The organism is Chitinilyticum piscinae, assembly GCF_015223195.1.
In the GTDB taxonomy this organism is placed as follows: Bacteria; Pseudomonadota; Gammaproteobacteria; order Burkholderiales; family Chitinibacteraceae; genus Chitinilyticum; species Chitinilyticum piscinae.
In genome coordinates, this window is the sequence record NZ_JADFUA010000008.1 from 114,646 (window position 1) to 130,972 (window position 16,327).

Here is a 16,327-nt window from a genome sequence, read left to right on the forward strand (position 1 = left end):
GGGCTTTTCAAGGGGAGAAAGCAGAAGATTTTCAGCGCTCGCGGCGACGCTCGACGCCATCCCAGCCCAGCGTCGGCACCAGTTCCGGCTGCACATCAGGATAGAGTTGCCGGTAATCCTCGATGGCATCGTGCACATGCGCATAAAAACTGTCCGCACCAATCGCGGCGGTGACTCCATAACGATCCAGTGCCTCGCGCAGTGGCCGGTTGCAGCGGGCGAACTTCAGATCGATGCCGGCCTCTTCCAGCATGCGGTTCAGCGCCAGCAACTGTTCGGCTGCAGTGACATCCAGAAAGGTAATGGCTTGCGCATCGATCAGTACCCAGCGCGTATCGCCGTCATCGGCAACCAGCTGGGCAATCCGGTCGAAGAAGAAGGTACTGTTGGCAAACAGGAGCGGCGCGTAGAAACGATAGACCAGCAAACCCTGCAAGTACCGGGAATGTCCGCTCATATCCGGATCTCCCGCGTCATGGAACCCTTTGCGCCCCTCGACATTACTGAGCACCGCATCAAAGGGTCTCGACATAAACCGTATCAGGTATGCAAGTGAAAGCAATATTCCAACTATGATTCCTGGCAATACCCCAACAACAAGCACGCCAGCAGTGGTAATCAGGGAAAACATGGCCGCAGTCCGGTCCACCCGGTACATGCTGCGTACCGCATGCAGGTCAATCAGCCCCAGACCCGCAGCAATGAGAATGGCCGATAGCGCCGGCGCTGGCAGAAAACGAAGGGAATCCGACAGGAACAGCAGGAACAGCAGCAGCAGGCCTGCGGCCACCAGCCCGGAAACGGCAGAGCGGCAACCTGATGCATCGTTGATGGCGGTACGAGACTGACTGGCCCCCAGAGCAAAGCCCTGCAGACATCCTGCCGCGATATTGGCGACGCCCAGCGCAGCCAGCTCACGGTTGGGCTCGATCTCGTATCCATTCTTGCGGGCAAAAGCGCGCGCCAGCAGGATGCCTTCCGGCATCGCCAGCAGTGCAATGCCCGCTGCAGCCGGCAGCAGCGTTGCCAGATGGGCAGGAGCAAATTCAGGCCAGCGCAGCATTGGAATACCCGTCGGCAAAGTACCCAGCAGCAGCACACCATGCTGATCCAACCGCAATAGATACCCCGCCAAAATCGCCAGAACGAACACCGGCAAAGCTCCGGGGAAATTCGGTCGCCATTGGCGCAACAGCAGCAGGACAAACAAGGCTACCCCGCCGGTAAACGCTGTCGCGGGGGCTATTTCCTGCCATCGGCTGACCAGTTCGAGCAAACGCGGAAAAAAGTCATCCTGCTGCAGGCGCAAACCAGTGAATTTGCCCAGCTGGCTGGCAATCAGGATCAATGCTGCGCCATTCATGAAGCCAAGCAGTACCGGCTTGGACAGCAAATCGGCTACCGCCCCCAGCCGAGCCTTGGCAGCCAGCAGCATCAGGATGCCGACGAGTACTGCCAGCTGAGCCGCCAAAAAGGCATATTGCAGCGGGTCACCTCCTGCCAGTGGTGTTACAGCAGCCACGACCAACAGCGCCAGCGCTGCATCCGGACCAACAATCACATGCCGAGAACTACCCAGCAGGGCATACACCAGCATGCCTGCCAGTGCAGTATAGAGCCCACTCTGCGGCGGCATGCCGGCCAGTTCTGCATAGGCGACACAAGCCGGAACCAGTACCACACAGACGCTGATTCCGGCCAGGGCATCCCGCCAGAGCATACCGCGCCGTGCGGCAGCCAGTCCGGACTGTGCCAGCAGTCTTTGCCAGGTTCCCTCTCCGAGTAAAGGCCGCATACCGTTTTTCCCCATTCTGTTCCGAGTGTAGCCAAGAACGAGGGGGCAACAAAGGCGAAGTCGGCTCAGACGCGGAAACGCCGCACCAGGTCGTTCAGGCGGCCGGCAATATGCTCGACCTGTGCCGCGTTTTCGGCAGTCTGGCTGATGGCACAGCTGGTTTCTTCAACCATCTGCGACACATCTTCGACCCTGGCCGCAATGCTGGTACTCGCCAGACTTTGCTCGCGGGTCGCCGACGCAACTTCATGAAGATGACTTAGAGTCTCATCCGCTCCGGCATGGATCCGTTCGAGCGAACCTGAAACCGAGCGAGCCAGCTCGACGCCCTGGCTAACCTGTGGCAGCGCTGCATCCATCACCCCGACAACGGCGAGTGTGTCTGTCTGGATGCTGGCCAGCACCTGCTCGATATTGACGGTTGCAGTCGCCGTGCGTTCAGCCAGCTTGCGCACTTCATCTGCCACCACCGCAAAACCGCGTCCCTGCTCACCAGCCCGGGCGGCCTCGATGGCCGCATTGAGCGCCAGCAGATTGGTCTGCCCGGCAATATCCTTGATCACCGCCGCAATGCCCGAGACTTCCTGGGCCTTGCTGTTGAGCAGCCTGATTTGCTCGCTGGCCTGCGAGACACAGCCGGCAATGTGCTCCATGGCTTGACTGGCATCGGCCACCTGCCCCACTCCAGTCCGGGCCAATGCAGTAGCTTGCCGCGAGGCCTGCTCGGTCACTGCCGAGCTGTCGGAAATGTGGTTGATGCTTACCGTCAGCTCTTCCATCGCTGCGGCCATTGATGAGGTTGCATCAGCCTGACGCCCGGCCGCGATCGAGACCTCCCGGCTGGATGTGGCTATTTCACCGGCCTGCCGTTGCAACAGCGCGGCATCATCCCGGACCTCGCCGATCAGCTGGCGCAATCCCGTGTTCATTTGAGCCAGCGATGCCAAAAGACTGCCGGCTGGTGCAACAGGCATATCCTGCCGAAGATCCCCGGCAGCAACTTGATGCATGATGTGCATGGCCTGTGCCGGCTCTCCTCCTAGCTGATACAGGATGCTGCGGGCAACCAGCCATGCAACGCCACCGATCAACACGCCTAGCAACAACAGCTGCCCCACCCCGATAAGGAGGTTCTGCCGGAATGCCCGGTTAATATCATCGACATAGACACCGGTTCCGATCACCCAGTCCCAGCCCGGCACCAAAGTGGCATAGGAAATTTTCGGCTCGGGCTTGTCGGAACCCAGCTTCACAAAGTCGTAATCGACAAAGCCCCCGCCCGCCCGAGCGGCGGCGCTCAGCGCTTGCAAGATGAGCTTGCCATTGCTGTCTTTCAGGTCACCCTTGCTCTGCCCTTCGAATTCGGGCTTGGTGGGCATGAGCTTATAGACCTGCCGGGTATCAAAGATGAAGAAATACTCGCTCTTGTCGTAACGAACCTGCCGCAAGGCTGCAATGGCAGCCAGCTGGGCCTGCTCTCGATCCAGCCTTCCTTCCTGCTCGAGTTGCTGGAAATGGCCGATGACCCCGGCTGCGGTCTCAACCTGGCTGCGCACCTTGCCCATCCGGTCCTTCAGCATGGACTGGCGCTGAACACTCAGCGCCAGCAGGGTAAGGGACAGCATTCCGAGCAGGGCAACGCCGCCCAGCAACCATAGGCGGGTTCGCACCCGCAGCGCTAACAGTATTTTCATTTTCCTCTCCCCGTATTGCCCGGCTTGTGATGCCGGACTTGTGCTTCGAGGCTAGAGGTAGTGCAGCGCGGCGGCTATGACCGGCGGGACAGGAGTTATGACGCTTTCGCTCGCCTTGAGTGCTTGCCAGTCTAGTTCCTGGCCAACCGACCAACACCCTTTGCCGCTGCCGACCGAGCCTGCAGCGCTACATTCACGCCCTCCGGGCGCAGAAACAGACCATAGATGTCATCCCGCCAGCGCAGCTGCTGCCCTTCAACCTCGGCAGGCCAGTACACCAGATAGACTTTGACCGGCTCGTTCACAGGCTGGTAAACACTGCGCCCTGCCGCGACCTTGTGGCTGATCTCATCGCCGGTTTTCTGCTGCACCCATGCCGCCAGATCCAGCCAGCGCTGAACGCGCACACAGCCCGAAGACGCCGAGCGGGTCTCGCGTTCGAAGGCGCTCTTTTGTGGGGTATCGTGCAGATAGATATTATTGCTATCAGTCAGAACGAATTTCAGTTTACCCAGCGCATTGCGATCACCGGGCTCCTGATAGTAGCGATACGCCAGCAGGTTGGCATCCGGATTGGCTGCGACTTCCTCGGGATCCACGCGCTCGCCATCGGCTCCCAGCATGACGAGTTTTTTTTCCCGCAGCTTGGCGGTATCCAGCTTGCCTTGCTTGATCAGATCATTGCGCACCACCGTCGGCGGCGCCGACCACGATGGATTGAACTGCAAGGCGACCAGGCGCGTGGCCAGTAGCGGGGTTTGCCGGTCAGGACGACCAATGACCACTTTTGACTGCAGAACTGGCTGCCCAGACTGGTAAGCGGTCAGTGTAAACGCGGGAATATTGACCACGATATAGCGCTCGCCACCAGCCGCGGCGATCGCCTCCATCTGCGGCAACTGCCATTGCAGCAGCTTCAATTTCGCCGCATTGTCCAGATTCAGGTTATAGCGCGTCTGGCGATCCACTACGCCATCCTGTTTCAGGCCCTGATCCTTCTGGTAGTCACGCACCGCAAGCGTGATCGACGGGTCGAACTCGTCGGAATGATTGGCGGGATAACCCAGTTCGCGCAGCCGTTGTTTCAGCAGGGCGGTTGCAACACCACTGGCCCCCTCCTTGAGTGCTGCACCTTGCGGGACCAGTGTCTGCCCGACCGGAGGCAGAGCCTGTAAACGTGCAATTTCCGCCCGAACGGCATCAATCGGGGTCGCACAGACGGAGGCCGAGCAGACTAATCCAGTAAACAGGAACGACAGCAGAGGGAAACGCATGATTAAGGTTCGGCACGGTGCCAGTTAGCAATACGGAGCCATCATGGTAGGCAATGGCAAAACCTTACGCAGCAAGTACACACCAATGAAAGTGAAGTAAGCAACAACAACAAAAATACCCATGCCGGTATATGTTAAATAGCCTTTAAAATCCTTGGCTTCATCCATATACCCAGAACTCAGAACAGAAGGATGCTGTCATCCTCCGTCATAGCCTGTGGTTTTTCTGCCGGCACTTCGCTTGCCACCAGCGTGGAAAGTTCGGCCAGAATGCCATCGAAATGCTGATCCAGCATCAGACCGGCTTCGTAAAGCGCGGAGGCATCTTCGGCGGTCCCCTCTATAAGCCGCAGGATGCCGATTTCCTGATGATCGGTGAGCCCAAGACTGGTCAGTAGCGGATCAAGATTGAAGCGCATCTGGTCAAACAGCTGCAGCGTACTGGACTGCTGCTGTTTGTAGTTCTGCTCCAGCATGCCGATCACGTCGCGGATATGACGCAGCGACTGCTGGATCATGATGCTTTTCTGGCGGTTTTGCGCTTCGACCTGGATGCCGTGCACGCGGTGATCTGCCGCCTCGGCCATGATGGCCAGGTGGTCGCGCAAGCGCCCGACATACTCATCGTCATCCGGAAGCTCCTTCACCAGTAGCGTCACCGCCGGATAGTTGATGATCAGGCGGTGACCATACTGAAAGATCCGCCGTGCGTCCTGCGCCTGGGAGGCCAGCATTTCCGCCTCCAGCGGACTGGAGCGGCCATCGGTATTGAGGGTTTTCTGCTCGCACCCCAGCCGGATCTGCGCAGACCCCTTGAGGCTAAAGCGCCCCGACAGGGCAGACAGTAATGCCTTTAACAGGGTTTCGATGTCCTCGCAGCTCATTGCCCGCTTGATGAAATCGATGACCCCTCCCAGTTCGCTGGTATTGGTGATCGCCAGCATGGCCACCGAATTGGCCTCCTCCAGCGAGTGCTGCAGGCGTTCGGCATTGTCCAGCACGTACAGCAGCAACTCGACTTTCCGTTGCACTTCTTCAAGGTGAGCCGCCGATTCGAGAAAATCGTCGGCTCCAGCCATGTAGGCATCCATGCGTGCCTGACCGGAAGTCTGCCCGTTGACACCGTCGACAAACAGAATTCGGGTCTGCGAGTGCGCCTTGCGAATCGCGCGGCACAGCGCAAAACAATCCGTACCCGCCAACCCGGCACTCAGCATCACGACCGAGTAGGCTGCAGCATCAAGCCGTTGCAGCGCGTCGGTGGCCTTGCTGGCCACCACCACCTCTCCAAGGCCTGCCAAGCTTTCGGCCAGTCTGGCAGCCGTTGCGGCCACATCGTCGACAATCAAGATACGCTGATTCATGACACCACCCTTCACCTGAGCATTGCTCTCATTTTGCTGACTAGGATATTAAGATAGCGTTTCAAGTCAGCGATGCAAGCCGCCTGGAGACACAAAGTTGGCAACGAATCATGCGACAATAGCCTGCCTTACCTCCTCGCAAGCACTCTGATGAGCAACGACACCCTGCTGGCGCGCAGTCTGGCTGCAGTCTGGCATCCCTGCACACAGATGAAACACCATGAAACGCTGCCACTGATCCCGATCAGCCATGGCGATGGCGTCTGGCTGGTGGATTCCGATGGACGGCGCTATCTCGATGCGGTGTCGAGCTGGTGGGTCAATCTGTTCGGGCATAACGAACCACGCATCAAGGCAGCCATCCACAGCCAGCTCGACCGCATCGAGCACGTCATGCTCGCGGGATTCACCCATGAGCCAGTGATCGAACTCTCCGAGCGCCTGGGCTCCCTGACGGGTCTGGGACATGCCTTTTACGGCTCCGACGGCGCTTCTGCGACCGAAATTGCACTGAAAATGGCAGCACATTTCTGGCGCAACACCGGCCGTCCGGACAAATCGCGATTCGTGTACCTGCAGGACAGCTATCACGGCGAAACACTGGGCGCACTGTCGGTCACGGATGTGCCGATCTTCCGTGACGCCTATGCGCCGCTGATTCGCGACAACTTCATGGTCATGAGCCCGGACGCACGGCAGGCTCAGGCAGGCGAATCCGCCGTTGACGTGGCCGAGCGCGCGGCGATGCAGCTCGAACAGACGCTGGCCGCCCATCACCAGGAAATTGCCGCACTGATTGTCGAGCCACTGGTGCAGGGCGCCGCCGGCATGGCGTTGTATGACGCGCACTATTTGCGCCGCGCCCGCGAGCTGTGCGACCGCTACCAGATCCTGTTGATTGCCGACGAGATTGCGGTCGGCTTTGGCCGTACCGGCACAATGTTTGCGTGCGAGCAAGCTGGCATCCGCCCCGACCTGATGTGTCTCTCGAAGGGGATTACCGCGGGGTATCTGCCGCTAGCCGTTGTTCTGTGTAGCGATACGCTCTATACCGCCTTTTATGACGACAGCAGCACCCGGGCATTCCTGCATTCGCACTCCTATACCGGCAACCCGCTGGCATGTGCGGCAGCACTGGCAACCCTCGATATCTTTCGCGACGACGCCGTGATCAGCAGCAACCGGAGCAAGGCCGCCGCATTCAGTGCCGGCCCCTTTGCCGCACTGGCGGCACACCCGCGCATCCGCAACTGGCGCCAGCAGGGCATGATCTGGGCAGGTGATGTCAGCGATGCACCTGCCGGATTTGCCCGCCAGCTGTTTCTGGCTGCACTGCAACACGGACTGCTACTGCGCCCCATCGGCGCTACCCTTTATTTCATGCCGCCCTATATACTGAACGGCGACGATGCAGCGCTCCTGGCCCACGGCACGCTGGCCGCGCTGGATAGCGTACTGCGCCCCTGATTCTGCCGTCTGGTAAACACCATGCCCCTGCAGCTCACCCTGCCCGATTACGATCCGACGCTCGCCAAATCCGTCGAAACTAACCCCAAGAAACTCAAGGAGTGGCTGATTGCGCTGCCTACGGGCAATGTGCAGGAAGCCGGGCGACTGCTGAGCGATTCGCTGCATGCACTGAACCGGGTCAAACTTGACGCGGATGATCGTGCTAGGCTGCTCAACGAATACCAGACCACGCTTGAGTTGCTCTCCGGCAGCTTCGAGCTGTGTTATGCCGCCAGTGGCCTGCCACTGAAAGATGAAGCCCGGGCAGCAGCCATGCTGGTGCGTACGCTCTGGCTGGAGCTGGCCATCGGCTGGAAGCGCGCACTGCAGGATCGCAGTGAAAAACGCTTTGTACTGAATAACGCCAAGGTATTGCCCGGATTCGTACTGGCCGTGCTGCACTGCTACTGGCGGCTGTATCAGGTCAGCTGCCGTCTCTACATGACCCTGCCGCCGGGCGTCTGGCTCGATGCTCACCAACTCTTCCTGCTAGGCGCCGAGGGGCGCTTTCTGGATGAGCCCAAAGAAAATGGCGCCGAGCGCTGCATCGGCGGCATGTACAAGCGGCTGCTGGTACTGGCGCTGGCAGATCCGCTGCGCTTTGCCGGCCCGGAAGTCGAAAAGGTGCTGGAACTGGCGGAAAGTTATGCGCATCTGGCGCACTTCCAGCCCATGAGCAAACTCAGCAATGCTCCGGGCTTTTTTCTGGTCGAACTGGAGGCCGACAAACCTGCCCAGTACATCGGCAGCAAACATCTGGAATTCTCCGATGGCAAGCTGGTTTTGCTGGATACGCAGGAACTGGGGCAAAAACTCAAACGCGTCGAAAAAGGTATCGAAGAAAAGGCTCCGACGGCCAATGATCGCTCCAAGGTGCTCGCCTGGCTGGAACTGGTGCGGCGGGTAGCCCGGCAGTGGACGATTACCCCGCAGCGCCTGTATCAACGCATCCCGGCCGAAGCCAGCGTGGATATCGCGGCAGGTTTGCGGGCAGCCACCTTCACCCTGCACCAGGGACAACCGATCATTCCGGTGCTTGATGACGGCAGTATTCCGGAGGCGACCCAGCCACACCCAGCCGATCTGGAGCTATCCACTTGGGCTGTAATCAATGAGAGCCCCGGCGGCTATGCCGTACGCCTGCAAAGCAGCACCAATGAAATCCTGCGGGCCGGCGAGATCGTCGCCCTGCGCAGCGGAGCCGATGCGGGCTGGCTGACCTGCTCGGTCCGCTGGCTGCAGCAACATGAAGATGGCGCCATCGAAATGGGGCTGCAGGTACTGTCGGCGCGGGCCGTTCCACTGCTGCTGCGCCCGAGCATCGGCGCCGAACACCTCCCCTTCCTGCCTGCCCTGTTGTTGCCGGAAATACCGGCACTGAAACAACCAGCGCGGATTGCCGCCAGCAAGGGTGTCTATACCCCCTTGCGCGAGCTGGTGCTCGTCAACAGCAGCGGCGAGAAGCGGGTTCGCGGCAGCAAGCTTTGCGAACAACAGATGGGCTATGACCTGTTCGAATTTCAGGCCAGCACCGAATAAACATGGGTATGTATTACCCTGAAAACCATAAAAATACTGGAATATCGTTGGATACCCTACAAGTTAAGGACTACCTGCTCACCCTGCAGCAGAATATCGTCGCCACGCTAGAGCAACTGGATGGCAGCTGCTTCCACACGGATAGCTGGGAGCGTCCCGGTGGAGGTGGTGGTGTCACCCGCGTGATTGAAGGTGGCCAGCTGTTCGAGCGTGGGGGCGTCAATTTCTCGCACGTCATGGGCGAAGGACTGCCTCCCTCCGCCTCGGCTCACCGCCCCGAGCTGGCGGGTCGCGCGTTCGAGGCCATGGGGGTGTCGCTGGTGCTGCATCCGCGCAACCCTTACGTGCCGACCGTGCACATGAATGTGCGCCTGTTCCGCGCCTTTGCTACGAGCCAGGAGGACGTGTTCTGGTTCGGGGGCGGGATGGATCTCACCCCATACTATGGCCACGTTAGCGATGCCCAGCATTTCCATCAAACCTGCAAAGATGCACTGGATCCTTTCGGTGCCCGCTACTACCCCGATTTCAAGGCATGGTGCGACCGCTATTTCTACCTCAAGCACCGCAAGGAGCCGCGCGGCATCGGCGGCGTCTTCTTTGATGATTTCAATGAACTAGGGTTTGCCGGCAGTTTCGCGCTGATGCAGGCCGTCGGCAATGCCTTCCTGCCCGCCTATGTGCCGATTGTCGATCGCCGCCGCGAGCTGGAATATGGCGCGCGCGAGCGCGACTGGCAGACCTACCGCCGTGGACGCTATGTGGAATTCAATCTGGTGTTCGACCGCGGCACGTTATTCGGCCTGCAGTCGGGGGGGCGGACCGAGTCCATCCTGATGTCGCTGCCCCCAGTGGTAAACTGGCGTTACGACTACCATCCTGATGCCGGCAGCCCGGAAAGCGCGCTGCTCAGTGACTTCCTGTGCGAACGAGACTGGCTGGAACTGACCGCTCCGGCTTGATTTATCGACCATTTCCACGACTGAGGGGCAGCCAGTGGCTGCCCTTTTTTGCTATAATTTCGCCCTTTTTCCGCGCGGCACTAGCAGACCCCAATGAATGTTTTTTACGAAGAAGACGGCCACTTCAAGGTAGCCACCATCAAGGACGAGCAACAGGCCAGCCTGATGGTGGAAGACCAGCGCGGTAAACGCTCGAAAATCAAGAGCGCCAATGTTCTGCTGCGCTTCGACCGCATCGGGCTGGAAGAATTCATCAGCGCGGCGGAAGCAGCCGCAGCGGAAATCGACACCGACTTCCTGTGGGAATGCTGTGGTGCGGATGAATTCGGTTTTCAGGACATCGCGCTGGAATACTTCGGCAAAGCCGCCACGCCGCAGCAACAGGCGGCAGCCGCAATCGGCCTGCATGCTGCGCCGATGTATTTCTATCGTAAGGGCCGTGGCCGCTACAAGGCGGCACCGGAAGAAAACCTCAAGGCAGCCAAAGCAGGGCTGGAACGCAAACAGCGCGAAGCGGAACAGATGGCCGCATGGCAAGCCGAGCTGGCTGCCCGCAAGCTGCCGCAGGCCTTTGCTCCGCAACTGAACCGCCTGTTGTTCCGCCCGGACAAGAACAGCATCGAGTGGAAGGCGCTGGCTGCGGCCGCCGATGCCGCCCAGCTCAGCCCCCTGCGCCTGCTGGAACGGGTGGGCGCCATTCCAAGTGTCGAGCGCTACTTCTTCGATGAATTCCAGCACGAATATTTTCCTAAAGGACTGGATTTCCCATCCTTCCCGGAGCTGGCCGCCCCGGCGGACCTGCCGGTGGCCAATGTGCGCGGCTTCAGCATCGACGACGCCACCACCACCGAAATCGACGATGCCTTCAGCCTGGTTCAGCTACCCAATGGCAACTGGCAGGTTGGCATCCATATTGCTGCACCGGTACTTGGCATTGCCCCGGGGACCCCGCTGGATCAGGTCATCCTCGACCGTCTCTCGACGGTCTACATGCCGGGCAACAAGATCACCATGCTGCCCGATGCAGCCGTCGAGGTATTCACCCTGCAGGAAGGCGCGGCACGCCCCGCGCTGTCGATGTATCTGGAAGTCAACGCCGGCTACGAGATTCTCAGCCACCGCTCGGTGATCGAATGCGTACCCATCGTCGCCAACCTGCGCCATGACCAGATCGAGCCTCTGTTCAACGAGGAAACAGCAGGCCGCGCCGATACTCCCGACTTCGAGTGGAAAGACGAGCTGACCTGGCTCTGGCGCTTCGCCGGCGAACTGGAAGGCCGCCGCGGCAAGGCAGAAAACCAGATCCAGCGACTGGATTACAGCTTCTACATCGACCGCGATGGCCCAAGTGAAGTCGTCCGCATTGTGCCGCGCAAGCGTGGTGCGCCGATGGACAAGCTGGTTGCCGAGCTGATGATTCTGGTCAACAGCCAGTGGGGCAAGAATCTGCGCGACGCGCAGGTGGCTGGCATTTACCGGGCGCAGGTCGCCGGACGCGTACGCATGACCACCCAACCCGGCCAGCACATCGGCCTTGGTGTGGAATGCTATGCGTGGTCAAGCTCTCCGTTGCGTCGCGCGGTCGACTTCGTCAACCAGACCCAGCTGATCGCGCTGCTGCGCAACGAAAAGCCGCGTTTCCAGAAAAATGACGCCGAGCTCTACAGCATCATTTCGAATTTCGATACCGCCTATGCTGCCTATGCTGACTTCCAGGACAAGATGGAGCGCTATTGGTGCCTGCGCTACATCGAACAGGAAAACCTGCGCGAGCTGTCTGCGAGCGTGATCAAGGAGAATCTCGTCCGCATCGAGGGCATGCCGCTGGTCGTTCGCGTCGGGGGCTTGCCGGAACTTCCGGCCGGCACCAATATCAAGTTGCAACGCTTGGCCATCGATTATCTTGATCTGCAGCTCGAGCTGCGCATGGCTACGCTGTAAGCATACTGACCGAGACCGAAACGCATGCTACCGAACCGACCACTCAACGAATACCTGCCGCAGAAATTTGCCAACGGCGAACAGGTGCGGCAATTCTCCAAGCCCTGTGTGCAGTGCGGCACGATGCTGCACGCGCGCCACATGCATGGCGTGGCCCGACTGGTGGAAGATCACATCGCCATCGCGGCCAAGGCACGCTGCCCGAGCTGTGGCGCAAACTTCCCGGTGGCCTGCGTCATCGACAGCACCAAGCAGGTACGCCGGGTCATTCTGCCGCGCCTGCTATTCAATCTGTACCTGCGTAGCCTGGGCGCACAGCCCGGTGAAGCGCCTGCCGGTGCACGACTGGACGAGGTTGCCTTCACCCCTCCTCCGGCAGCGGTGGCGAACACGGCTCCGGCGGCGGCGCCCTCCCAGTCCGACGATGTACTGCGCGCCGAGGATCCTGTCGGCCGTTACCAGGATCGGCCGATTCCAGCCTGGGTCGAAATCAAGGGGCGCCGCTTGCAGTTTGACCGCGTGGCACTGAATGCCAGTGGCATCCAGCCCGGCGAATACCTCCTCGATGGCTGCCTGGTCTACCGGCAGAACTGATACGGATTGACCAGCGGCAGAATTCACGTCGAAATTGCCAGCCAAACCGCTTGGCATTTCATTTTACCCATTTATAATCGCAGCCTTTGGCTTACCAAGACTGGCAGGAGAGGCAGATGCAACGCTCGATGCTGAAATCCAAGATTCACCGTGTTACCGCCACCCATGCGGAACTGCACTATGAGGGCTCGTGCGCGATCGACGAGAACCTGCTGGAAGCAGCCAACATCCGTGAATATGAAGAAATCCACATCTGGAACATCAATAACGGCGCACGTTTCTCGACCTACGCCATCAAGGGCGCCCGCGGTTCGGGCATCATTTCGGTGAACGGCTCGGCGGCACGCCATGCCCAGGTGGGTGATCTGCTGATCATCGCTACCTTTGCCCAGTACAACGAGGCAGAACTTGGCGAACATCACCCGACGCTGGTGTATGTCGACTCAGCCAACCGCATGACCAATGTGAAAAACGCCATTCCGACCCAGGCGGCCTGATCGCATCAAGCGCAAATAACAAAGCCACCCGCGGGTGGCTTTGTTATTTGGAGGGTATATTGCTACAGACGACAATTTCAGCGGCCTACACACCGATACCCTACTTTGAATATTTGGCAATCGCCGACTGGATTTCCTGGATGGCGCGCTCGATATCATCGTCGGTAATATCGCTCACCTGACGGATCGACAGCGGATCAACGTGGGTGCTGATGGTGTGCGCATCCAGCTTTTGCGTCGAGATCATCGATTCTTCGCCCAGTTCGGCGGGCTCGATATCTTCATGCCAGTTGATCGCCAGTGCAGTGAGGTTGTCGCCGTATTTGCCGCCGCGGAATTCGGCACGATCCATCAGCTGCGGGACGGCGAACAGCACCGGGAACGACGACATGAAATGCGTCAGCTCGGCATCCACGGTCGATCCCCAGAAGCCATCGGTACACAACAGGATGGCATCGCCGTCATGCAGCGGAATCTTGCCGCCTACTTCGACCTCAGGCGTCAGTGTCCCCCCAAGACAGTTGTAAATCTTGTTGCGCTCCGGGTGTACGGCGGCTTCTGCCGCTGTAATCGCGCCCGAATCCAGCAGCTTGCGCACCTTGGAGTGATCGCGTGTCATGGCTACAACCGTTTCCTTGCGGATCAGATACAGCCTTGAATCACCGACATGCGCCCAGTACGCCATGCCATCCTGGACAATACAGGCCACCGCAGTCGTGCGCGGAATCTCAAGGAGATGATGATTGCTGGCGTAGTTGTAGATCGCATCATGGCATTTCATGAGCCCGTCTTCGAGGAACTCCAGCGGGCGATGAATAATCGGGTCGGCCTTCTGCTGGAACTGGTCCGACAGCAATTGCACAACTATCTGTGCGGCCACCTCGCCATGCAGATGCCCACCCATGCCGTCGGCTACCACCAGCAGCAGGGAGTCTCGGCTGTAGGAATAACCTACGCGATCCTGATTGTATTTGCGCCCGCCTTGCCGGCTATCCTGATAGACCGTGAATTTCATCGCCACTTACTCCCTGTTGCGCGGCAAGGTCATATTGATCCACGCCCGTTTCAGCGTGGCGGCGAGACTGCTGCGCCTGGCCGGCGGCGAGGCAGGCTCCAGCAGCATTTTCTGGATCTGCGGCACGCTTTGCGGACGCTGCACCGGATCAAGCTGCAAGCACTGATGAATCAGCTCCAGCAGCTCGGGTGAATAACGGTCACCAAACTTGTTCGACAGATGTTCGAGTTTGTCTTCTTTTTCCCGGGCATCCGCTGCCTGCGGTGCAGTACCGGCAATGCAGGCGAACATCGACGCGCCGACGCCGTAAATATCCGTCCACGGCCCCTGCTGAGTCTTGCGACTGTATTGCTCCGGGGCGGCAAACCCAGGGGTGTACATCGGGGTAAGCCGGGTGTGCTCGGTAGTCAGCGCCTGGCGTGCCGATCCGAAATCAAGCAAAACCGGCGAGCCATCCTTGCGGATGTAAATATTGGCCGGCTTGATATCCAGATGCAGCAGCTTGTTGAGATGCACTTCACGCAGACCATTGAGCAGATGGAAAAACACGTGCCGGATCAGCTTCTCGTCCACGCCTTCCCGGCCGAATTTGAGCTGGATTTCTTTCTGCAGCGTACGCCCTCGCTCGTACTCCATCACCATGTAGACGGTTTCATTGGCACGGAAAAAATTGATTACGCGCACAATGTTCGGGTGCTGGATGCGGGCAAGTGTCTTGCCCTCCTCGAAGAAACATTTCAGCCCGTGCCGGAACAGCGCCAGATTTTCGTCACTGGTCGCCTGTACCACCGCCACACCTTCGCGACGAAGCGCGAGCGAATTGGGCAGGTATTCCTTGATGGCGACCGGATAGTCGTTTTCATCGTGCGCCAGATAGACAATACTGAACCCGCCCGCTGACAGGAGCTTGGCTATGGTGTAGTTCTGGAGCTGGTAACCGCGCGCTAACGGTTGATTGCTTGGGGTGGCCATCCGCTGGTTTCGTTATACTGGTGAAGCCTGACTTTGAATTGTGATTGCTGCACTGCCCAAATGTAAAGGACAGTCGCACTGAATTGGATAAAACGAATGATCTATAGCATGACTGGCTATGCCAGCGCCCAGCGTGAGCTGGAACAGGGCGTGCTCGCCGTCGAACTGCGCGCCGTCAACCACCGTTTCCTCGACGCCACACTGCGCCTGCCAGAAGAGTTCCGCGCACTGGAAGGCGCCATTCGCGAAAAGCTCGCGGGACGACTCTCACGCGGCAAGGTCGAATGTCGGGTCAACTTCAATGCCAGGGCAGGCGGACAGAGCAGCCTGCGCCTGAATAATGCACTGGTCGCCGAATTGCTGCGCCTGTCCGACGAACTGCGCGAACATCAGCCAGGGGCAGGTGAACTGAAAACCGGCGAACTGTTGCGCTGGCCCGGCGTGATCGAATCCGATGCGCTACCAATCGAACAGCTGCAAGCGACCGCGCTGGAACTGCTGGATACCGCTCTTGATGACTTTCTGGCCAGCCGCGGCCGGGAAGGGGAGAAGCTGGCTGATATCCTGCGCGAGCGTGCGTCCAGCATGGAGGACCTGGTCAAGGGCGTGCAACCGCTGATCCCGCAGATTGTTGCCGATTACCAAGCACGCCTCACACAGCGCCTGGTTGATGCACTGGGCGCGGGAGCCGATGACGAGCGGATCCGCCAGGAAGTCGTGGTCTTTGCCCAGAAAGTCGACATTCAGGAAGAAATCGACCGCCTGCTCACTCACATCACGGAACTGCGCCGCATCCTCAAGGCGGGCGGCTCGGCCGGCAAACGTCTGGATTTCCTGATGCAGGAGCTGAACCGCGAAGCGAATACTCTCGGCTCGAAGTCCGTCTCGAGTGAAACAAGCAAGGTTTCGATGGAGCTGAAAGTACTGATCGAACAGATGCGCGAGCAAGTACAAAACATTGAGTAAGCGTATTGACAGCCTTATGCGTCGCTACGCGGCATAAACACTAGCATACAGACTGCTTCCTGACGCTTCGAAACCCTTCCTACCCGTTTTTGCCTTGTACCTTTTTTGTACCCACGGATGGTTTGTAAGCCTCCCCGTGGGTACAACTTGAAGGTGCACTTACCATATACGGGTATGAAGTATGTCAAAGAACAGGTTTCTCGAT

Annotated in this window: 14 protein-coding genes; 7 read left to right on the forward strand and 7 right to left on the reverse strand. The window is 59.2% G+C overall.

Features of this window, described 5'->3' with window-relative positions; genetic code table 11:
• Positions 1 to 31 precede the first annotated feature (31 nt).
• The 5 genes from INR99_RS13335 to INR99_RS13355 form a co-directional block, all read right to left on the reverse strand.
• Entirely contained in the window at positions 32 to 1,795 is a 1,764-nt protein-coding gene (locus INR99_RS13335) for a SulP family inorganic anion transporter (RefSeq protein ID WP_194116846.1), read from the reverse strand.
• A gap of 65 nt (positions 1,796 to 1,860) precedes the next feature.
• Entirely contained in the window at positions 1,861 to 3,489 is a 1,629-nt protein-coding gene (locus INR99_RS13340; protein ID WP_194116847.1) for a methyl-accepting chemotaxis protein, read from the reverse strand.
• Between the two features lie 131 nt (positions 3,490 to 3,620).
• Positions 3,621 to 4,763 carry a L,D-transpeptidase family protein gene (locus INR99_RS13345; protein WP_194116848.1) on the reverse strand — a complete coding sequence of 381 codons (1,143 nt, stop codon included), beginning with the start codon at positions 4,761 to 4,763 and terminating at the stop codon, positions 3,621 to 3,623.
• Positions 4,764 to 4,787: 24 nt separating this feature from the next.
• Positions 4,788 to 4,931 carry a hypothetical protein gene (locus tag INR99_RS13350; RefSeq protein WP_194116849.1) on the reverse strand — a complete coding sequence of 48 codons (144 nt, stop codon included), beginning with the start codon at positions 4,929 to 4,931 and terminating at the stop codon, positions 4,788 to 4,790.
• Between the two features lie 11 nt (positions 4,932 to 4,942).
• On the reverse strand, positions 4,943 to 6,127 hold the full coding sequence (locus INR99_RS13355; RefSeq protein ID WP_194116850.1) for a response regulator transcription factor: 1,185 nt from the start codon (positions 6,125 to 6,127) through the stop codon (positions 4,943 to 4,945).
• Between the two features lie 150 nt (positions 6,128 to 6,277).
• Between INR99_RS13355 and bioA the strand changes: the two genes are divergently transcribed.
• The 6 genes from bioA (at position 6,278) to panD (ending at position 13,169) form a co-directional block, all read left to right on the forward strand.
• Positions 6,278 to 7,594, forward strand: coding sequence for an adenosylmethionine--8-amino-7-oxononanoate transaminase (gene bioA, locus INR99_RS13360; protein WP_194116851.1), 1,317 nt, complete (start codon positions 6,278 to 6,280; stop codon positions 7,592 to 7,594).
• A 21-nt stretch (positions 7,595 to 7,615) separates the two neighbouring features.
• Positions 7,616 to 9,175 carry a cyclic-di-GMP receptor FimW-related protein gene (locus INR99_RS13365; protein ID WP_194116852.1) on the forward strand — a complete coding sequence of 520 codons (1,560 nt, stop codon included), beginning with the start codon at positions 7,616 to 7,618 and terminating at the stop codon, positions 9,173 to 9,175.
• 47 nt (positions 9,176 to 9,222) lie between these two features.
• A complete protein-coding gene (gene hemF, locus INR99_RS13370; protein ID WP_228098312.1) occupies positions 9,223 to 10,137 on the forward strand; it encodes an oxygen-dependent coproporphyrinogen oxidase in 915 nt (304 codons plus the stop codon).
• A 93-nt stretch (positions 10,138 to 10,230) separates the two neighbouring features.
• On the forward strand, positions 10,231 to 12,078 hold the full coding sequence (locus INR99_RS13375; protein ID WP_194116854.1) for a ribonuclease catalytic domain-containing protein: 1,848 nt from the start codon (positions 10,231 to 10,233) through the stop codon (positions 12,076 to 12,078).
• Positions 12,079 to 12,102: 24 nt separating this feature from the next.
• Positions 12,103 to 12,672 carry a hypothetical protein gene (locus tag INR99_RS13380; RefSeq protein WP_194116855.1) on the forward strand — a complete coding sequence of 190 codons (570 nt, stop codon included), beginning with the start codon at positions 12,103 to 12,105 and terminating at the stop codon, positions 12,670 to 12,672.
• A 116-nt stretch (positions 12,673 to 12,788) separates the two neighbouring features.
• Complete coding sequence (panD, locus tag INR99_RS13385; RefSeq protein ID WP_194116856.1) at positions 12,789 to 13,169, forward strand: aspartate 1-decarboxylase; 381 nt, start codon at positions 12,789 to 12,791, stop codon at positions 13,167 to 13,169.
• Between the two features lie 100 nt (positions 13,170 to 13,269).
• Here panD and INR99_RS13390 read toward each other — a convergent pair whose 3' ends face one another.
• Both INR99_RS13390 and INR99_RS13395 read right to left on the reverse strand, forming a co-directional pair.
• Entirely contained in the window at positions 13,270 to 14,184 is a 915-nt protein-coding gene (locus INR99_RS13390; RefSeq protein ID WP_194116857.1) for a PP2C family protein-serine/threonine phosphatase, read from the reverse strand.
• Between the two features lie 6 nt (positions 14,185 to 14,190).
• Positions 14,191 to 15,156 (reverse strand): serine/threonine protein kinase, encoded by a 966-nt coding sequence (locus tag INR99_RS13395; protein WP_194116858.1) that lies wholly within the window; start codon positions 15,154 to 15,156, stop codon positions 14,191 to 14,193.
• A gap of 108 nt (positions 15,157 to 15,264) precedes the next feature.
• Here INR99_RS13395 and INR99_RS13400 point away from each other — a divergent pair, with 108 nt between their 5' ends.
• Positions 15,265 to 16,122 (forward strand): YicC/YloC family endoribonuclease, encoded by an 858-nt coding sequence (locus tag INR99_RS13400; protein WP_265588345.1) that lies wholly within the window; start codon positions 15,265 to 15,267, stop codon positions 16,120 to 16,122.
• Positions 16,123 to 16,327: the final 205 nt, after the last annotated feature.

Excerpts from the sequence above, each read along its gene's own strand:
- INR99_RS13335 (WP_194116846.1), bottom strand. The coding sequence starts at position 1,795 with ATGCGGCCTTTACTCGGAGAGGGAACCTGGCAAAGACTGCTGGCACAG.
- INR99_RS13340 (WP_194116847.1), bottom strand. The coding sequence starts at position 3,489 with ATGAAAATACTGTTAGCGCTGCGGGTGCGAACCCGCCTATGGTTGCTG.
- INR99_RS13345 (WP_194116848.1), bottom strand. The coding sequence starts at position 4,763 with ATGCGTTTCCCTCTGCTGTCGTTCCTGTTTACTGGATTAGTCTGCTCG.
- INR99_RS13350 (WP_194116849.1), bottom strand. The coding sequence starts at position 4,931 with ATGGATGAAGCCAAGGATTTTAAAGGCTATTTAACATATACCGGCATG.
- INR99_RS13355 (WP_194116850.1), bottom strand. The coding sequence starts at position 6,127 with ATGAATCAGCGTATCTTGATTGTCGACGATGTGGCCGCAACGGCTGCC.
- bioA (WP_194116851.1), top strand. The coding sequence starts at position 6,278 with ATGAGCAACGACACCCTGCTGGCGCGCAGTCTGGCTGCAGTCTGGCAT.
- INR99_RS13365 (WP_194116852.1), top strand. The coding sequence starts at position 7,616 with ATGCCCCTGCAGCTCACCCTGCCCGATTACGATCCGACGCTCGCCAAA.
- INR99_RS13375 (WP_194116854.1), top strand. The coding sequence starts at position 10,231 with ATGAATGTTTTTTACGAAGAAGACGGCCACTTCAAGGTAGCCACCATC.
- INR99_RS13380 (WP_194116855.1), top strand. The coding sequence starts at position 12,103 with ATGCTACCGAACCGACCACTCAACGAATACCTGCCGCAGAAATTTGCC.
- panD (WP_194116856.1), top strand. The coding sequence starts at position 12,789 with ATGCAACGCTCGATGCTGAAATCCAAGATTCACCGTGTTACCGCCACC.
- INR99_RS13390 (WP_194116857.1), bottom strand. The coding sequence starts at position 14,184 with ATGAAATTCACGGTCTATCAGGATAGCCGGCAAGGCGGGCGCAAATAC.
- INR99_RS13395 (WP_194116858.1), bottom strand. The coding sequence starts at position 15,156 with ATGGCCACCCCAAGCAATCAACCGTTAGCGCGCGGTTACCAGCTCCAG.
- INR99_RS13400 (WP_265588345.1), top strand. The coding sequence starts at position 15,265 with ATGACTGGCTATGCCAGCGCCCAGCGTGAGCTGGAACAGGGCGTGCTC.